This is a genomic window from Hydrogenophaga sp. OTU3427 (genome assembly GCF_038440225.1).
Taxonomy (GTDB): domain Bacteria; phylum Pseudomonadota; class Gammaproteobacteria; order Burkholderiales; family Burkholderiaceae_C; genus Hydrogenophaga.
The window spans coordinates 71,896-89,622 of sequence record NZ_JASATI010000008.1 but is presented as its reverse complement, the minus strand read 5'-3'; the positions used below and the strand labels follow the sequence as shown (position 1 = coordinate 89,622).

Here is a 17,727-nt window from a genome sequence, read left to right as displayed (position 1 = left end):
CTTGGCGTCAGGGTGCCAGCACCACGCGCGAGGACGAACCGCTGATGACACGCTGGTAGGCCTCCAGCGCCCCCGCCAGCGGCACCAGCGCGTCGGCGTCGACGTCGAAGGCGCGCAGCGAGCCGTCGGCGAAGCCTGGCGCCAGCGTGTCCAGGATGGCGGCGCAGTCCACCACCCCGAGCTTGAGGCTGTCCACGCCCAGCAGCTGCAGGTTGCGGCGGTAGAAGGCCAGGATGTCGAAGGGCACCTGGCGCTCGATGGTCGAGATCAGCACCTGGGTGCCCCCCACGGCCAGCCCCTGCAGGGCGGCGGCGAAGTAGGGCGAGCCCACGCTGTTGTAGGCGATGTCGGCACCCCGGCCGCCGGTGGCGGCCAGGATGGCCTCGCCCAGGTCGGCGCGTGTGCCGTCCAGCACCTTGGGCCCAGGGCCGCCTTCGCTGGCCACGCCGCGCTCCACGCCCAGCACACGGGCGCCCGCGCGGGCCGCGAGCTGTATCGCCGCCTGGCCGACCTTGCCGTTGGCCCCGAACACCACCACGGTCTGGCCGGCGCCGCGCAGGCCGGCGCGCCGCAGGCCCTCGTAAGCGGTGATGAAGGGCACACCCACCGTGCCGGCCGCCGCCAGGGGCACGGTGGCGGGCTTGCGCGCCAGCGCCGCCACCGGCAGCACCAGGTAGCGCGCGTGGCTGCCGTCGCGCGTGATGCCCAGGTCGCCCCCGGTGCCCCAGACCTCGGTGCCCAGCCAGACGGCGGGGCCGGCCACCACGCGGCCGGCGAAATCGCGCCCCGGCGTGCGCGGCCACACGGCTTGGGGCATCAGGCCCAGGGCGGCCTTGACGTCGCTGGGGTTGACGGCCGCCGCCAGCACCTCGACCACGGCGTGGCCCTCGGGGGCGGTGGGGATGTCCTGGGCCTGCAGCCGAGGTTGCAGGTCGGCGGGTGTCGCGGCGGGGTGGAGCACGCGCAGCGCGTGGGGCGGGGTGGATGGCGTCATGGCAACAAGTCCTTGTGAGGTGAAAGATGTGGATCGGTTCAGCGGGCGGCGTTGCTGGCCCGCAGGCCCCAGCGCTGGCGGGCCTGGGCGGGGGTGGCCAGCTGGCCACCGAGGTCCTCGACGATGCGGCGTGCCTTGAGCACCAGCTCGGCGTTGCTGCGCGCCAGCACGCCCCTGTCGAGGTAGATGGTGTCTTCCAGGCCGATGCGCACGTTGCCGCCCAGCAACTGGGCCTGGGCCACGGCGGCGAAGGCGTGGCGCCCCACCGCAAAGGCCGACCACGGCGCGCCGGCCGGCATCAGCGACTGCGCCAGCGCCATCGCGGCCGGCGTGAAGGGCAGCGCGTAGCGCACGCCCATCACCAGGGTGTAGAGGCCGGGGCCTTGCAGCGTGCCGTCGGCGATCAGGGCCTGGGCCAGGACCAGGTCGCCGGTGTCGAAACATTCCAGCTCCGGCACCACGCCGTGCGCGCGGATGACCGCGGCCATGCGGCGCACGCTGCCGGGCGTGTTCATCACCACCTGGTCGCCCGAGTTCATGGTGTTGAGGTCCAGCGAGCAGACGTCGGGCTGGAGCGCGGCGATGTGGGCCACGCGCAACTCGGGCCGCATCAACGAGGTGCCGGGGCCGGCCACGCGCGGTTCGTCCTGGCCGGGCACAAAACGCCCGCCCGGGCCGGTGGTCAGGTTGATGATGAGTTCGGGCCGGTGGCGGCGCAGTGTCTCGACCACGCGCGCATACAGCTCGACGTCCATGGACGGCGCGCCGCTGTCGGGGTCGCGCACGTGGATGTGGACGGCCGCCGCGCCGGCGTCGGCCGCTTCCAGGCAGGCCTCGCTGATCTGCGCCGGCGTGATGGGCAGGTGCGGTGTCTGCTCGGGCCGCGTGAGGTTGCCGGTGACGGCACAGGTGAGGATGGTGGGTGTGTCGGCGCTCACAGATGCCTCCCGCCGTCGGCGACGATGATGCTGCCGGTCGCGTAGCGCAGCGCGGTGCAGCAGGCCACCACGGCGGCGGCCACGTCGTCGGCCACGCCCACGCGTTGCAAGGGGATGGTGGCGCCCACGCGTTCGTTGAACTGGGCGTCGCGGCCGCTCACGAACGGCGTGTCCACCACGCCGGGCGACACCGCCAGGCAGCGGATCTGCGGCGCCAGGGTCTTGGCCAACGCGCGGGTCAGTGCGTCCGTGCCGGCCTTGGCGGCGGCGTAGGCCAGGTTGCTGCCCAGGCCGGTGAAGGCGGCGATGGAGGAGACGTTGACCACCAGCGCGTCGCCCGTGGCTTTCATCTGCGGTGCGAAGGCGCGGATGGCGGCGAAGGTGCCGCGCCAGTGGGTGGCGAAGATGCCGTCGATCAGCGCGTCGTCCAGGCCATCGAGGTCGGCCGCGGCCACCGGGCGGGTGAAGCCGGCGCAGTTGACCAGCAGGGTGGCGCGGCCGATGTCGCGCTCCACCGCCTGGGCGGCGGCCTGCAGCGCCGCACTGTCGGTGACGCTGGCGCGCACCGCGTGGTGGCCGGTGCCTGGCAACTGGACCAGGGCCGTTGCCGCGGCCTCGGGGTCGCCGCGCTGCAGCAGCACCACGCGCGCGCCCAGCGCCGCCAGGCGGTGGGCCGTGGCCAGGCCGATGGCGCCGGTGCCGCCGGTGATGACGGCGATTTCGCCGTCCAGCCGCTCGCGCGGCGCGAAGGTTCGTTTTTCCATGGGAGGGATTTCAATCAGGCATGTCGCCGGAGCGGCGTGAAGGGCGTGCGCCGTGCCGCAAGCCGGGGGCGCCGCCGGGCCGGCTTGGCCGGACGGCTGGCACCGCCCCCTTGAGGGGGTGACGCGAAGCGGCGCGGGGGTGGATCATTTCACGGCAAGGGGCAGTGGGGCAGGCGGGTTTCGCCGGGTTCCAGCCGCAGGTCCAGGTCCAGGCCGAAACCGCCCTGGCCGTCGGCCTCGAAATGGCGCAGCAGCGAACCGACGGCGCCGAACACCACGTCTTCGTGGGCGTGTGGGTCCTCGATGTCGAAGAACTGCGTGGCCAGCACCTTGTGGCCGGGGGCCACCACGATGAAGTGCAGGTGGGCCGGTCGCATGGCGCCACGGCCCTGGGCCGCCAGCAGCTCGCCGCAGGGGCCGTCGATGGGCACGGGGTAGCCGGCCGGGCGCACGCTGTGGAAATCGAATCGGCCCTGGGCATCGGTGAGGAAGGCGCCGCGCAGGTTCATGTCCTGCTGCGCCGGGTCCTGGTTTTCGTACAGGCCCTTGGGCGAGGCCTGCCAGGTTTCCACCCGCGCGCCGGCCAGCGGCCTGCCGTCCAGCGAGGCCACCCGGCCGCGCACGTGCAGCGGCGCGCCGGGGGTGTCGGGCGTGGCGATGCTGTCGCCGCTGGCGCGCAACGGCTGCTGCGCCCGCCAGAAGGGACCCACCAGCGCCGGTTCGGTGCCGCCCTGGGCCAGGGCCTGGCGCGCGCCGCGCAACTGCACCAGGGTGGCCAGGCCCAGGATGTCCGCCAGCAGGATGCCTTCGTTCTTGTGGGGCCCGCTGGCCTGACCGATGCGCACCAGGAAGTCCAGGCCGAGGTCGAGTTCGGCCGGCGTGAGGTCGACCTCCAGCGCGAAGGCGTGGACGTGGCGGATCAGCGCGTCGAGCACCTCGCGCAGGCGCGGGTGGGGGGTGCCGGCGTTGGCCTGGCGCACGGCGGCGAGCAGCGCGGCGGGGTCGGTGGCCGAGAGGCCGCCCAGCGTGGGGGTTTCCATGTTCATGTTCGGCCCCTCACTGGCGCGAGGACGGCAGCAAGGCCTGGGCGTTGCCGCGGTAGACCGCCTGCAGCTCGGCTGCGCTGAGACCGGACTTCTCCAGCCCTTCGACGATGCGTGCCGGTTCGACCCACGGGTAGTCGGAGCCGAACACGATCTGCGAGGTCGGCACGATCATCTTGAGGATGCCCATGTGCACCGCGTCGGCGGCGGCGGCCGTGTCGTAGTAGAAGCGGCGGAAGTGGTGCAGGCGCGAGTCGGGCGGGGCGGTGCGGGCCAGCGATTCGGCCGTTTCGCCGACCAGGAAACGCTGGGCCCAGATGCTGCCGCCGCCGTGCGACCAGATGTAGCGCACGTCGGGCGTGGCCTTGGCCGTGCCGCTGTGGATCAGGCTGACCATGGCGCGGGCCAGGTCCGAGCCCAGCTCCACGAAGGTGGGCAGGATGCCGGGCTGGAAGTTCCAGGCGCAGCAGCCAGGCGCGGTGGCGTGGGTGTAGACGATGGCTTTGCGGCGGTTGAGCTCGGCCCACACGGGCGCGAAGGATTTGTCGCCCAGCCATTTGTCGTCGTAGCTGGACAACAGGCCCACGCCATCGGCCTTGAGCACGTCGAAGGCGTATTCGATCTCGCGCAGGCTGCCCTCCACGTCGGGCAGCGGCAGGACGGCGAAGTGGCCGTAGCGGCCCGGGTGGTCGGCCTTCATGCGGGCGGCGAACTCGTTGAGCTCGCGCGCGGCGCGGCGCGACTCGGCCACATCGCCGAACCACACGCCGGGCTGCGTGACCGACAGGAAGGCTTTCTCGACACCGCCCTTGTCCATCACCTCCAAGTCCTTGGCCACGGTCCAGGTCTTGAACTGCTCGAAGCCCAGCACCGGCTGCTTGAGGTGTTGCCGCTCGACCAGTCTGACCCACTCGGGCGAGAAGAAGTGGTGGTGGAAGTCGATGCGCGAGCCTTGGGAAGCCAGGGTCTGCGCCAGCGGCCTGCCCTCGGGCACCAGGGCCGCCGTGCCCAGGGCGCCGAGCGAACCGAACAGGCCCAGGAAACCTCGGCGCGAGGCGCCGCCAGCGAAGGCAGTGGAGGAAGGGGTGTGTTTCATGGGAAGCTTCTCGTATGCTTAAATCGAATCAATGAACAGCAGTCATGAGGTGAGTCAATGAATGTGACCTTGCGGCAATTGCGCGCGTTTGTCGAAGTGGTGCGCTGCGCGGGTTTCACCGCGGCGGCGCGCAAGCTGCACCTCACACAGTCGGCCACCAGCCTGCTGGTGCGCGAGCTGGAGTCGCAGCTGGGCCTGCCCCTGGTGGACCGCACGACCCGGCAGATCGCCCTGACCGACGCCGGGCGCGAGTTCCTGGACAGCGCCGAACGCATCCTGGCCGACGTGGAACACGCGGTGGCCAACACCCAGGACCTGGTGCAAAAGCGCCGGGGCCGCGTGACGGTGGCGACCACGCCCTTCCTGGCTGGCAACTTCCTGCCGGAGGTCATCGCGCGTTTCCAGGAAAGCCACCCGGCGATCACGGTGCGCGTCGCCGACCTGTCCACCGAGCAGATCGTGCGCGTGGTGGACAGCGGCGATGCCGACATCGGCTTCGGCGTGTTCCCGCAGATGGACGTGGCCCTGGAGCGCGCGGTCATGTTGCGCCACAGCCTGGGCGTCATGGTGCCGAGCGGCTGGCCGCTGGCGCAGCGCCGTCGGCGCCTGAACTGGGCCGACCTGGAGGGCCAGCCCCTGATCGGCCTGGCGACCGCGGGCGGCTTCCGTTCCCTGGTCGATCCGCTGCTGCACCGCGAGGGCGTGCCCCGGGTCCCGCGCTTCGAGGTGGGCCACATGAGCACGGCGGTGGGCATGGTCGAGGCCGGCCTGGGCGTGACGGTGGTGCCGGCTTACGTGGGCGCGCTGGTGCGCTCGACCCGGGCCCGCTTTCGCGAGCTGCACGAACCCGTGGTGCACCGCCACGTCGAGCTGGTCTGGCGCGCGGCGCGCTCGCTGTCGCCCGGCGCCGAGGCCTTCCGTGCCTGCCTGGTGGAGCGCTGCAAGCAGCTCTAGCCTCAACGTGGAATACACGGCGCTGCCTTGCTGCACTTGTCGCCGATCACCGCCACCGCGTGGATCTCGATCAGCATGCCGGGCACGGCCAGGTTGGACACCGTGATCTGCGCGCTGGCGGGAAAGTTGCGGTCGGGGAACATCTCGGTGCGCACCTTGGCGAAGGTGCCGCCGTTGCGGGCATCGGTCATGTAGGTGGTCAGGCTGACGATGTCCTTCAGGCTGCCGCCGGCGCGCTGCAGCGTCTGCTCCATGAGCGCGAAGATGGTGCGCGTCTGCGCCTCGAAGTCGCCCTTGATGTCCTTGCCCGCGAGGTCGGTGGTGGTGGTCTCGCCCGCCAGCCAGACGGTGCGGCCGCCTTCGGTGACCACGGCCGGCGAGTAGGAACGTCCCTTGGTCCGTTCGCCGTGTTCCAGGTACTCGGCCGCCTGGGCCTGGGGCAGCAGGGCGCCGGCCAGGGTCAGCGCGGACAGCAGGTGGGTGAGGTGGCGTTTCATCAAGGTCTCCTGGGGTGATGCGGTCGGGCATAGGCCCGGCCTGGTTTGGAAAAAGGGGTTCAATGGCGCATGCCGGCGCGGGAGGCCAGCGCCCGCATGGCCGTGGTGGCGCCGCGCACGACGTCGGCGGCGTCCCAGCGGGTGGGCTGGCCACGGCGCAGAAGGATCTGGCCATCGATCAGCACCGTGTCGACGTTGGCCGGCTGGCCCGAATACACCAGGGCGTGGGCGGGGTCGACCACCGGCGCCATGTTGAGATCGGTCAGGCGCACCAGCTGGATGTCGGCGCGTTTGCCCGGCGTGATCGAGCCGACGAGGTGGCCGAGCCCGAGGTCGTTGGCACCGTCCTGTGTGGCCAGCCGCAGCAGGCGGTGCGCGCTCAACGGTTTCTGGCTGCCGAAGCGCTGCTTGTGCGACCACAGCAGGGCGCGCAGGCAGGCGAAGAAGTCGGCGCTGGCCGAGGCGCCCGAGCTGTCCACCGACAGGCTCTGGCGCACCCCGGCGTCCTCCAGCTCCTGGAACTGGATCACGCCGCGTGTCGCCTGGGCGTAGAGCATCTCGATGGTGGGTGAGCAGGTCATGGAGGTGCCGCTCTCGGCCAGCAGCGCACAGTCCGCCAGCGACAGGCCTTGCGGGTGGACCAACTGCAGGTCGGCGCCGAGCAGGGCCTGTTCGGCCAGCACCGAGACGATGCCTGGGCGGGCGTGCATGGTCAGCGGCAGGCCCAGTGCGCGGACCTGCGCACATTCCTCGCGCACCACGGCGATGGGCACGGCGCCACGGGGGTTGGACACCGGTGTGCGCAGCGCCGCGCCCAGCGTGAGCAGGTCGCCGGCGGGCAGGCCGTGGCGCAACACCCGTTCGAGGCCGCGCAGGTCCATGGGGCGGTCCAGGGGCAGGTCCTGGCCCCAGCCGTAGGCGAATCGGCCGCGCACGCCCATCTCGGCCATGGCGCGCAGTTCGGCGTCGGCGTGGTCCGGCGAGCGGGTGTTGTGCGACCAGTTGTGCACCGTGGTGATGCCCGACAGCAAACCCTCGGCCAGCCCCAGGCGCACCGCGTGGTGGTTGTCCTCGGGGGTGAACAGCGGCCCGGTGCGCAGCGTCACCGGGAAGTAGCCGTGTTCGGCGTCGTCGCCGCGCACCAGGGCGCGCAGCGCGCTGTTCCACAGGTGCCAGTGGGTGTCGACGAAACCGGGCAGCACGGCCATGTCGCGGGCGTCGATTTCGGGCACGCCAGGGGCGCTCAGCCGGGGGCCGACGGCGGCGATGGCGCCACCGCGCACCAGCACGTCGCCACACGGCAGTTCGCCCAGCGCCGGGTCCATGGTCAGGACGTGACCGCCCCGGATGAGGCAGGCCTGGTCGGCGTCGGAACGGGTGGGCGTGGGAATCGTGGGCACGACAAATCTCCTGCGCCACGCAGGGCGCATGTTCAACTCAGGTGGGGCGGGGGCTTACTCGGCCTTGGCGCCGGAGATGCGGATCAGTTGCGCCTTCTGGCGCATGTCCCCATCGATGAAGCGGGCGAAGGCATCGGGTGTGGAAAACACCGGCTCGAAGCCACGCGACAGCAGCACGCTGTCGCGGAAGGCGGGATCGGCGCCGATCTCTGCCACGTCCTGCTGGATCTTGTGCACCGTGGCGGCGGGTGTGCCGCCGGTGGCGAACAGGCCGAACCAGGACTCGCGCGGATCGATCTCGGCGAGGCCCGCCTCGCGCAGCGTCGGCACCTCGGGCAGGTCGGCCAGGCGCGTGGCGCGGCCCACGGCCAGCGCCTTGAGCTTGCCCGCCTGCAGCAGGCTGCGCGCGCCCGACACGCCGGCCAGCGTGAGCTGCACTTCGCCACTGTGCACGGCCGTGACGGCCGGCGAGATGCCCTTGTAGGGCACCTGCACGATGTGCGCGCCGGTCTTGGCCTTGAGCGATTCGAACAGCAGGTGGGGCAGGCTGCCCGAGCCATAGGACGCGTAGCTCAGTGCCTGCGGCCGGGCCTTGGCGAGCGCGATCAGTTCGGCCATGTTGCGTGCCGCCACCGAGGGGTGGGCCACCACCATCTGGGGCAGGCTCACGAGCTGCGAGATCGGCGCCAGTTCGTTGACCGGGTCGTAGGGCAGCTTGTCGAACAGGAAGGGGTTGCTGGTGATGGTGGCTTCGCTGGTCAGCAGCAGGGTCAGGCCATCGGGCACGGCCTTGGCCACGGCCGTGGCGCCGATCAGGGTGGAGGCGCCGGTCTTGTTTTCGACCACCACCGCTTGCCCCCATTTGCGCTGCAGGCGCTCACCCAGCATGCGGGCCAGCAGGTCCACGCCGCCACCTGGCGCGTAGGGCACGACGATCTTGACCGTGCGCGCCGGGTAGCTGCCACCTTGCGCCCACAGGCCGGGGCTGGACAGGCCCAGGGCCAGCGAGGCCAGCGCGGCACGTCGGGTGGGGTTCATGGACGTGGCCTTCACTTGACGCTGTCGAAATGCGGGTAGGAGGGGTCGTTGCGGCCGGTGTGGCCGATGACCTCGTAGCGGGATTTGACCAGATCGGCCGGCACGTCCAGCACGCGGCGGTAGTCGCTCACCGTGTGGCGTCCGTCCAGTGCCCACTTGCCGTTGCGGCGCGACCAGGTGTCGAGGTAGCGCGAGTGCATCCAGCGTTCCTCGAAGAGGGCGGGGTTGCCTTCCTTGGGCACCAGCAGGGTGGCGGTGCCGGTGGACTCGCTCACCGCGCGGTCGCCGTTGACCTCGATGAGGATGTTGGTGATGCGGTGGTTGTTGCCCTTCATGTCGTCGTGGGCCTTGATCAGCCAGTCCACGTAGGCCGTCCAGCTGGGGAAGTCGCGGCTACCGAAGCGCATCTTGGCGCCCGGGTGGGCCAGCGACATCAGCATGTCGCGGTCGCCCCGGTCCAGCGCGCGGGGGTACTTGTAGATCAGCTCGGTGATGGTCTGCTTGGCCAGCAGCTTGTCGATGTCGGCGGGCGTGGCCTGCTGTGCCTGGGCCGGCGCGCCCAGGGCGAGTGCCAGCGTGCCGGCCAGGGCCGCGAACAGCAGCCGGCGCTTGGGGTGGGTGGTCTTGTCCATGCTTGGTGTCTCCTGATGGGGTGTCGTGATCGGTGGTGTGGTGGCCGGGGCCGGGTGGGTGATGGCCTGGGCTTGAGCGGTATTTCAACGGCAACCAAATCATTCGTCAAACGATTAAATTTAATGCATTAATGAGAATTTCATATCGAAAGAGGCGGTGTGAAAAAAGCTAGCATCCACGGGACGCCGCCGACCGAAGACGAGGTACCCCACCCATGGACTGTTCAACCCGATCGATGCCTGGCCTGAGGGTGCTGGTCGTGGACGACCACGCCCTGTTCCGGGAGGGCATGCGCCTGCTGCTGCGCTCGATGGAGATGGGTTTGCAGGTCGACCTCGCGGCGACCTGTATCGCCGGCGTGGAGATGGCCCACGCGGCGGGCTACGACCTGATCCTGCTCGACTGGCACCTGAATGGGCTGGAAGGCCTGGACGCGGTGGAGGCCCTGCGCACCGCGGCGCCCATGGCCCGCCTGGTGGTGCTGTCGGGCGAAAAGAGCGCGGCCGTGGTGCAGAGCGCCATCGACCACGGCGCGGCGGGCTTCATTCCCAAGGACTCGTCGCCCGATGCGCTCCTGCACGCCTTGCAGACCGTGGTCTGGGGCGGCATCTACCTGCCGCCGTCGGCGCTGGCCCTTTTGGGCGAGTCGCTCGACGCGCCCTTGGCGCCGGGCGATCAGGCCTTGTCGGCCGCTTTTCCAGACCTGACGGAGCGCCAGCTCGACGTGCTGGGCGCCGCCTTGCGTGGCCTGTCCAACAAACTCATCGCCAAGGAGTTGGGCATCACCGACGGCACGGTGAAGACCCACCTGAACGCCATCTTCAGGCTGCTGGACGTGAAGAACCGGACCGAGGCGGTCTACGAAGTCGCCCGGCGCGGGGTGCGCATCAGCTGAGCCGGGCGCTGGCCAGCCACTGGACGAGCGCGTCCGACTTGACCGGCTTTTGCATCAGCGTCACCCGGGGCAGCGCGCCCGCGTGGCCCCATTCCCAGTAGGGGTCGCCCGTCATGATGGTGGCCGGCAGTTCCGGCCAGTGCTGTCGCAGGTGCTCGATGGCGTCCACGCCGGTTTCGCCCGCGGCCAGCCGCAGGTCGGTGATCAGCACATGGGGGTCGGGGCCGAGGTGGCGGAGGTCGCCCCTGGGGATGCCCGCCCAGGCCGACACCTCGCAGCCCCAGGACCGCAGCGCCTGCACGGTCGCGTCGCGGACCATCTCGTTGTCCTCGATCAGCCAGACGCGGGTGCCCTTGACCGATTCGGACACCGCCGTGTCGACACCATGGCCGATGGCCGCCGACCCCATGAAGGGCGCGCAGGGCATGCGCAGGTGGCAGGCCGTTCCCCGCCCGGGGTTGGAGTCCAGCCACAGCTTGACGTTGAGCAGGTCCGAGACCCGGCGCACGATGGCCAGGCCCAGGCCGGTGCCCTGCATGGGATCGCGCGCCGGGTTGTGGCCCTGGAAATACTCCTCGAAGACGTGGGGCAGGGCGCTGGCGGCGATGCCCACGCCGGTGTCCACCACGCGCACCTCCACCTCGCCTTCGACCCGCTCCAGCTCCAGCCGCACCTCGCCGCGCTCGGTGTATTTCACCGCGTTGTCCAGCAGGTTGCGGATCAGGCGTTCCAGCAGAAACGCGTCGGTCAGGACCCACACGTCCTGGCCCTGCAGCGACAGGCCGACGCCCTTGGCCTGGCATTGGGGCAGGTACTCGCGCACCAGCGCCTGCGCGATGGTGCCGACGTTGACAGGCTGGAACTTGGGCACCACGGCCCCGGTCTCCAGCTTGGAGATGTCCAGCAGGCCCTCGAACAGCTTGTCCAGCGACTTGGCCGCCTCGTTGATCTGGGAGACCATGCGGGGCACTTCCGAGGCCGGGGCGCGGTGGAGCAGGGAGGCGATCAGCATCAGCGCGTGCAGCGGCTGGCGCAGGTCGTGGCTGGCGGCCGCGAGGAAGCGCGACTTGGCCGCATTCGCCTCCTGGGCCGAGCGCTTTTCCGCCTCCAGCTGCTTGACCAGCTCCAGGTTCTCGAAGCGCATCTTCAGCGACTCCCGGAAATCGGCATTGATCTGGCCGGAGAACTTGGTCAGTATCCCGCCGACGGCGAACAGGGAAAAGCCCACAGCCAGCCCATATTCGGTCTCGAAGATCCAGTACAGGGCGGCGGCGGAGACGTTGATCCAGGCCCCGGGGACAAAGGTCCGTGGGTGGGTGGAGGCGTTCACCATGGCCCCGGCCAGGTAGAGCAGTTGTACCGTGGTCGCCACCGTGGCGATGCCGGCCGGCTGGCCCCAGCCCAGCCACCACACGGTGGCGCCCATCAAGGTCTGATTCACCAGGGTGGAGCAGCACAGCCACTGCTGGCGCTGCTCCAGGCCCTCGGCGGTGGCGCCGTCCAGCCCCTTGAGCGCCGTGCGGCTCAGAACCGCGTTGAACCAGGCCATCGCCATCACGGGCAGGGCCCAGGCCAGCAGCCGCCACAGCGGCACGAACTCCGAAAAACTCACCGCCACCAGGGGGGCGGCGATGAGGATCATCCGCCGGGAATGGATCGATTGCAGCGCGCGTATACGCAAGGATTCCCGCGCTGTCTCTATATCCAATGGGAGATGTCCATGGAGCTTCGCCAATGGTAGAACTGGCCGCATGAGTCCTTCTGGTGACAGGGTGTCGCCAACCTTATTCGTGGGCAAACGAAATTGTCAAGCAATAGTGAATCATGGTCCCGGCCGGTGGAGGCCCTCCTGGACAGCGGCGAGCCGCTGGCTTGTGATGTCCTGGTGGTCGGCTCGGGCTATGGGGGCAGCTTCGCCGCCACCGAGCTGGCCGAGTCCGGCGCGGTGGTCTGGGTCATGGAGCGCGGCAAGGAATACGCGCTGGGCGAGTTCGCCGAGGACATCGGCAGCCTGCCCGGGCATGTGCGCTACCAGCGCGGCGGCGACCCGGAACCCACGGGCGACGCCCAGGCGCTGCTGGATTTTCGCCTGTTCGACAAGCTGTCGGTGCTGGTCGGCAACGGGTTGGGCGGCGGCTCGCTGATCAACGCCGGGGTGGCGTTGGCGCCGGCCCGCTCGGTCTTCAACGGCGGCGCCTGGCCGGGCCGCTACCGCGAGGGCGGGGCCGAACAGGACGCGCTGTACGCGGCCATGGCCGAGGTCGGCCAGCGCCTGCAGGCCCAGCCGCTGGATGGCGCGCGGGACCTGCGCAAGTTCAAGGCGCTCGACCGCCTGGGCCAGTCCCTGGGCTGCCTGGCGGAGCCGGTGCCCATCACGGTGGCGTCGCGTTACCAGGTCAGTCCGGCGGGCCTGTCGCAGCCGGCCTGCATCCGCTGCGGGAACTGCTTCACCGGCTGCAACGTGGGCGCCAAGAACACCCTGGTGTCGCACGTCATTCCCATCGCGGCGCGCCACGGCGCGCGCTTCTTCACCGGGGCCGTGGCGCAGGAGGTGCGGCCCGGACCCGGCGGGCGCCAGGCCAATGGCCTGCCGATGCGCTGGTCGGTGCGTTTTCGGCGCGCGGCGGTGCGCCGGCCCGGCGCAGACCCGGCCAGCGAGGACTTCACCGTGCATGCGCACACGGTGATCCTCGCGGCGGGCACCCTGGGCAGCACGGAAATCCTGCTGCGCTCGCCCGAGGTGTCCCATTCGCCGCGCCTGGGCGCGGGCTTCTCCACCAACGGCGACGTCCTGGCCATGGGCTGGGGCATGGCCCAGGCGGTCGACGGCGTGTCCGGGGCCGACCCGCAGTCCGCCTCGCCCAGCCAGCAGGTCGGACCCACCATCGTCGGTACCGTGCGCACGGCGGTCCAGGTCGGCGGGCGCGAGCGCCCCGTGCTGGTCCAGGACGGCGCGGTGCCCTCGGCGCTGGCCAGCGCCGTCATCGCGCTGTGCGCCACGCTGTCGCTGCCCCACCGCTACACGCGGGACGGCGGCACCGGCTACCACGAGGCGCTCAACCACGCCGACCCCCTCACCACGCCGGCCGACATCGGGCGCCATGCCCTGCTGCTGCTGGGCATGGGACTGGACGACACCGAGGCCCGCCTGCGGCTGGCCCCGCAGGGCAGCGACGAGAGCGGTCGCCCCCGGCCCGCCACGCTGGACATCGTGTGGCCGGATGGGCAGGCCGGCGGGCGCGCGCCTTTCTACCAGGCCTTCCACGATCTGCTGTCGCGGCGGGCCCGCGGCGGCACGCTGGACGGCTTCGACGGTGGCGACTTCCTGGCCAACCCGGCCTGGCGCCCGATGCCCGACGACTTCAGCCTGGTGGACCGGGACAAGCAGCCCCACGGGCTGGTCACGGTGCACCCCCTGGGCGGGTGTGGCATGGCGGACGATGCCCGGGACGGCGTGGTCGACTGGCGCGGCGCGGTCTTCAGCGGCGACAGCGGCAGCGCCTGCCACGACGGGCTGCACGTGCTCGACGGGTCGGTCCTGTCGACCGCGGTGGGCGTCAATCCCTTCCTGACCATCTCGGCGCTGGCCGTGTTGGCCGCGCGCGACATGTCCACGGCGATGCGCCCCTTGCTGCGCGGCGAGCGCCCGCCAGTGCCTCGCGGCCTGCCGTCGCGGCAGCCCGCTGTCACCCGCCACGAACGGGTGCCCGACGGCCCGGTGGTGCTGCGCTTCGAGGAGCGTCTGCAGGGGCGCCTCGTCAATCCGCATCGGGTGGCGTGGGTGGATGAGGTCTTCGGCGCGGCGCCGGGGGGGCCGCAGGCGGGTCCGGACACGGACGAACTCCAGGGCCGCCAGTGGGTGCTGCGGGTGAGCCTGCACCTGAACGTTCACGACTGGCTGGCCGATCCCGGCATGGCCTTGCCCGCCAAGGTGGACGTGTTCCGCAACCCCACGCCGGAGGAACTCACGCTGGCCGAGGACGCGCTCGACGGCGCGCCGGTGTTGTCCGGATCGGGGCAGGTGCGGCTGCTGGCGCACGACCCGCCCTCGGGCACCTGGCAACGCTGGGGGCGCGCCTGGGAGGCCGTCCTGACCTATGTGAAGCGCCGTGGCCTGCGCGACCTGGCGAGGGTCTCCGGCAGCCAGCAGGGGCTCGTGGCGGCGGTGTGCGGCTTCTGGCGTGCCGGGCTCAACCTGGGGGAACGCCGGCGCCTGGTCTACGACTTCCGCCTCGCCACCCCCGGCCCCGGCGGGCTGTCGCTCCAGGCCTCCGGCGAGAAACGCCTGGCCTATGCGCGCGACCACAAGTCGCTGTGGGAGGCCTTGACCGAACTCGACCTGAGCCTGGCCCCTGTGCGGGGTGGCCCCGAGGCCCAGCTGGCCCTGCAGGTCGACCTGGTGGACATGGTCAAGCACCGGCGCCTGCAGATCGAACAGGCGCCGCACACGCCGGCGGCCCTGGTCGGGCTGGCGGCCTTCGGGGCGTTCTGGGTGCGCGCGCTGCTGCAAAGCCATTTCTGGTCTTTCCGGGGCGCCTCCTACCAGAAGCTGCGGCCACCCACGCCGCCTGAGCCCGCCTCCTTGTGGCCCACGATCGGGGGTGCCACGGTGGAAGTGAAGCCCGAGATCCTGCCGCTGGCCGTGCCCCGCCAGGTCTCCGATGGCGACACCATCGAACTGCAGTTGACGCGCTACACACCGACGGGCGGTGGCCCCGCCGAGGGGGGCGCGCGCCACGTGCTGCTGATCCACGGACTCGCGCACGGCAGCGGGGTCTTCAGCACCGAGACGGTGGGCACCCACAACATGGCCACCGCCTTCCTGGAGGACGGCAACACGGTGTGGCTGCTCGACCACCGCCTGTCCAACCGGCTGCCCCACGCGGACGCGGACCACAGCATCGACGAACTGGCCCGCCACGACATCCCGGCCGCGGTGGCGCACGTCCACCGGGCGGCCGGTGGCGTGCCCATCGACGTTTTCGCGCACTGCGTGGGCGCCGCCGCGTTCGCCATGGCGGTGCTGTCCGGGCGGCTGCGGGCCCAGGGGGCATCCATGGTGCGCGCCGCGGCGATCCACGCGGTCCACCCCTGGGTCGTGCCCTCGGTGTCCAACCAGTTCTCCGGTGCGCTGGCCGCGCTCTACAAGGACTGGCTGGGGCCCGACGTGGTGGTCGATCCGGTGCCGCCGGCGGGCGCCGGTGGCCTGGGCGACGAAGTCATCGACCGCCTGGCCGCCACGCTGCCGTGGCCGGCGGCGGAACTGCCGCACCACCGGCGGCACGAAGCCGATGCCGCGGGCGGCTTCGAGACCTGCAACCGCATGACCTTGTTCTATGGCCGCGAATGGGTGCATGCCAACCTCAGCGAGGCCACCCACCGCCAGCTGGCGCAGATGGTGGGCAAGGCCGGCATCGAGGTCTTCCGCCAGCTGTATTTCATCATCGCCCGTGGCCGCCTGACCAACCGCCAGGGCGCCAACGCCTACATGACCCCCGGGCAACTGGCCGCGCACTGGACCTTTCCGACCCTGTTCTGCCACGGCCGCGAGAACCGGGTGTTCGACCCGCGCAGCGCGGTGCGCGCGTGGCACCGGCTGCGCGCCTTCCGGGAGGCGCGCGACAACGCCGAGCCGGTGCGCCTGTTCATCGCGCCCGGCTACGGGCACATGGACTTCCTGTTCGGGCGCGAGGCGCACCGCGACATCTACCCCCACCTGGTCCAGTTCCTGCGGCAGCCCCACGACGACGCCGGCTGCCAGCAAGGCAGTGCCGAGGCCGACAACGCGCGCATCCGGCCGGCCCTGCGCGATCGCGGCCACGCCACGCCCCGGCGGCCCTTGACGGGGCCCTTGCTGCAGGTCGAGGTCCGGGACGGGGTGCGCCAGCTCGTGGTCTGGACCGAGCAGGCCCTGGAGCCGACACACGAGCCGGGCGAACCCTGGCTGCTGACCGACACCGACCCGCCCACGGCGCTGCCTGGGTGGCGGGCCGAGCGCCTGCGGATGGCGTCCGAGGACGCGCACATCCACAGCGCCAATGCCACCTTCCACGGCCCGGGCGCCTTCTGGGTGGGGCGGCTGAGCGAAACCGCCGACGGGGATTTCCAGCGGCTCTCGCGCTTGCGCCTGGTCTTGCGCAGGGAGACCGAGAACGACTGCCCGGCCGAGCTCGCCGACGCGCCCTGCCTGGTGCTGGGCGATCTGCCGTGGTGGCGGCGCTGGACCGGTCAGCCGCGCGAGCGGCCGGTGAGCTGGCTGGCGGCCTCCTGCCGCTGGCCGGGCACACCCTTCGATCGCCGCAAGCTGGACCTGATGTCGCGCGCCATGCACGCGCACCTGACCCACCCCAGCCTGCCGGTGGACGCGCTGCTGATGCTGGGCGACCAGATCTACGCCGACGCCCAGGCCAACGTGGCCGACACCACGGAGCTGGAGGAGCGCGGGCCGCAGCGCTACCGCGAGGCCTGGTCCGGCCCGCACACGCGCCAGCTGCTGGCCAGCCTGCCGACCTACATGGTGCTGGACGACCACGAATACGCGGACAACTGGCAGGGCGGGGAGCGTCCCGGCCAGGACGCGGCCTTTGTCAACGGTTTCGAGGCGGCGCTGGCCTACCAATGGCGCCGCAACGTCAGCCCGGGTGACGGGCCCGCCCTCGGCGAGTCCTCGGTGCGCGGCTTCTGGCACCGCTTCGATGTCGGCGGCATACCGGCCTTCGCCGCCGACACCCGCAGCGAGCGCCACCCGGCGGTGCCGGGCAGCGACGACGCCATGGGCCTGATGTCCAGCGCACAGCGCCAGGCCATCGAGCAGTGGCTGCTGGCGCACCGCGACGAGCCCAAGCTGCTGTGCTCGGGCAGCGTCTTCGGCGTGCCCGAGCGGGCCGAGCTGTCGCAGCCGGCGCTGCGGCAGCGCTCGGACGGCTGGCTGGCCTATCCCCAGGCCTGCGAGTGGCTGTGCACCTTCCTGGTCCGGCACCAGATCCGGCACCTGATCCTGATCGCGGGCGACTACCACCTGAGCGCGGTGGCCGAGCTGCGGATCCAGGCGCCCGCCATCGGGCCCGACGTGGCGGCGCTGTCGGTCGTCTGTTCGGGCTGGAACGCGCCCCTTCCGTTCGTCAATGCCCACGCGCGCGATTTCCCGCAGGGCGCGCCGGTGGCGATGGACTTCGGGTCGGTCGGCTTGACGCTTGAATCCAGGATCCAGGTGCTCAGCGAGGCTCAACGCCAGTTCGCCAAGCTGAGCCTGGCACCGGTCGGGACGGGGTGGGAGCTGGGCGTGCGGATCTTCAACGAAGACGGCGAGCAGATCGCGGGCCGGATGCTGCCCCTTGGCGACCCCCGCGCCAGCGACCCGCTCGCACAGCCAGCCGCCGGCCCCCAGGCGCGGGAGCGGCCGGTGCCCGTCCATGTCGACATGGATTCGATGGCGGAGCCCGTGCCGCGCTAGGGCCAACCCAGCGGACCGAGGT

The 17,727-nt window shown here is 71.4% G+C and carries 13 protein-coding genes; 3 read left to right on the top strand and 10 right to left on the bottom strand.

The genetic code is table 11. The annotated features are described in order from the left end of the window. Window positions 1–7 precede the first annotated feature (7 nt). From AAHB17_RS07150 to AAHB17_RS07130, 5 genes are all read right to left on the bottom strand, one after another. Window positions 8–994, bottom strand: a complete 987-nt coding sequence (locus AAHB17_RS07150) for a quinone oxidoreductase family protein (protein WP_342129835.1) — start codon at window positions 992–994, stop codon at window positions 8–10. Window positions 995–1,032: 38 nt separating this feature from the next. After that, a complete protein-coding gene (locus tag AAHB17_RS07145) occupies window positions 1,033–1,932 on the bottom strand; it encodes a 3-keto-5-aminohexanoate cleavage protein (protein WP_342129834.1) in 900 nt (299 codons plus the stop codon). After that, window positions 1,929–2,696, bottom strand: a complete 768-nt coding sequence (locus tag AAHB17_RS07140; RefSeq protein WP_342129833.1) for an SDR family NAD(P)-dependent oxidoreductase — start codon at window positions 2,694–2,696, stop codon at window positions 1,929–1,931. Before AAHB17_RS07140 ends, AAHB17_RS07145 begins: the two co-directional genes overlap by 4 nt. 149 nt (window positions 2,697–2,845) lie before the next feature. Further along, entirely contained in the window at window positions 2,846–3,742 is an 897-nt protein-coding gene (locus tag AAHB17_RS07135) for a dioxygenase family protein (protein WP_342129832.1), read from the bottom strand. 10 nt (window positions 3,743–3,752) lie between these two features. Further along, window positions 3,753–4,835, bottom strand: coding sequence for an amidohydrolase family protein (locus AAHB17_RS07130; RefSeq protein WP_342129831.1), 1,083 nt, complete (start codon window positions 4,833–4,835; stop codon window positions 3,753–3,755). A 57-nt stretch (window positions 4,836–4,892) separates the two neighbouring features. On the opposite strand from AAHB17_RS07130, the gene AAHB17_RS07125 reads away from it, so the two are divergent. Further along, window positions 4,893–5,789, top strand: a complete 897-nt coding sequence (locus AAHB17_RS07125; RefSeq protein ID WP_342129830.1) for a LysR family transcriptional regulator — start codon at window positions 4,893–4,895, stop codon at window positions 5,787–5,789. 2 nt (window positions 5,790–5,791) lie between these two features. Here the strand turns inward: AAHB17_RS07125 and AAHB17_RS07120 are convergent, their stop codons facing one another. The 4 genes from AAHB17_RS07120 to AAHB17_RS07105 are packed head-to-tail and all read right to left on the bottom strand — an operon-like array spanning window position 5,792 to window position 9,356. After that, window positions 5,792–6,286, bottom strand: coding sequence for a RidA family protein (locus tag AAHB17_RS07120; RefSeq protein ID WP_342129829.1), 495 nt, complete (start codon window positions 6,284–6,286; stop codon window positions 5,792–5,794). A gap of 59 nt (window positions 6,287–6,345) precedes the next feature. Further along, the gene (locus AAHB17_RS07115; RefSeq protein ID WP_342129828.1) at window positions 6,346–7,686 is read right to left on the bottom strand and encodes an amidohydrolase family protein; all 1,341 of its coding nucleotides are present in this window, start codon (window positions 7,684–7,686) and stop codon (window positions 6,346–6,348) included. Between the two features lie 54 nt (window positions 7,687–7,740). Further along, window positions 7,741–8,724 carry a Bug family tripartite tricarboxylate transporter substrate binding protein gene (locus tag AAHB17_RS07110; protein ID WP_342129826.1) on the bottom strand — a complete coding sequence of 328 codons (984 nt, stop codon included), beginning with the start codon at window positions 8,722–8,724 and terminating at the stop codon, window positions 7,741–7,743. 11 nt (window positions 8,725–8,735) lie between these two features. Continuing rightward, window positions 8,736–9,356: a nuclear transport factor 2 family protein gene (locus AAHB17_RS07105; protein ID WP_342129824.1), complete on the bottom strand. Its 621-nt coding sequence runs from the start codon at window positions 9,354–9,356 to the stop codon at window positions 8,736–8,738. A gap of 215 nt (window positions 9,357–9,571) precedes the next feature. Between AAHB17_RS07105 and AAHB17_RS07100 the strand changes: the two genes are divergently transcribed. Then, complete coding sequence (locus AAHB17_RS07100; protein ID WP_342129822.1) at window positions 9,572–10,252, top strand: response regulator transcription factor; 681 nt, start codon at window positions 9,572–9,574, stop codon at window positions 10,250–10,252. Here AAHB17_RS07100 and AAHB17_RS07095 read toward each other — a convergent pair. After that, complete coding sequence (locus AAHB17_RS07095; protein ID WP_342129820.1) at window positions 10,245–11,894, bottom strand: hybrid sensor histidine kinase/response regulator; 1,650 nt, start codon at window positions 11,892–11,894, stop codon at window positions 10,245–10,247. The two genes, AAHB17_RS07100 and AAHB17_RS07095, sit on opposite strands and share 8 nt — an antisense overlap. A gap of 195 nt (window positions 11,895–12,089) precedes the next feature. On the opposite strand from AAHB17_RS07095, the gene AAHB17_RS07090 reads away from it, so the two are divergent. Beyond that, window positions 12,090–17,705: an alkaline phosphatase D family protein gene (locus AAHB17_RS07090; protein WP_342129818.1), complete on the top strand. Its 5,616-nt coding sequence runs from the start codon at window positions 12,090–12,092 to the stop codon at window positions 17,703–17,705. The last annotated feature ends 22 nt before the right edge of the window (window positions 17,706–17,727 follow it).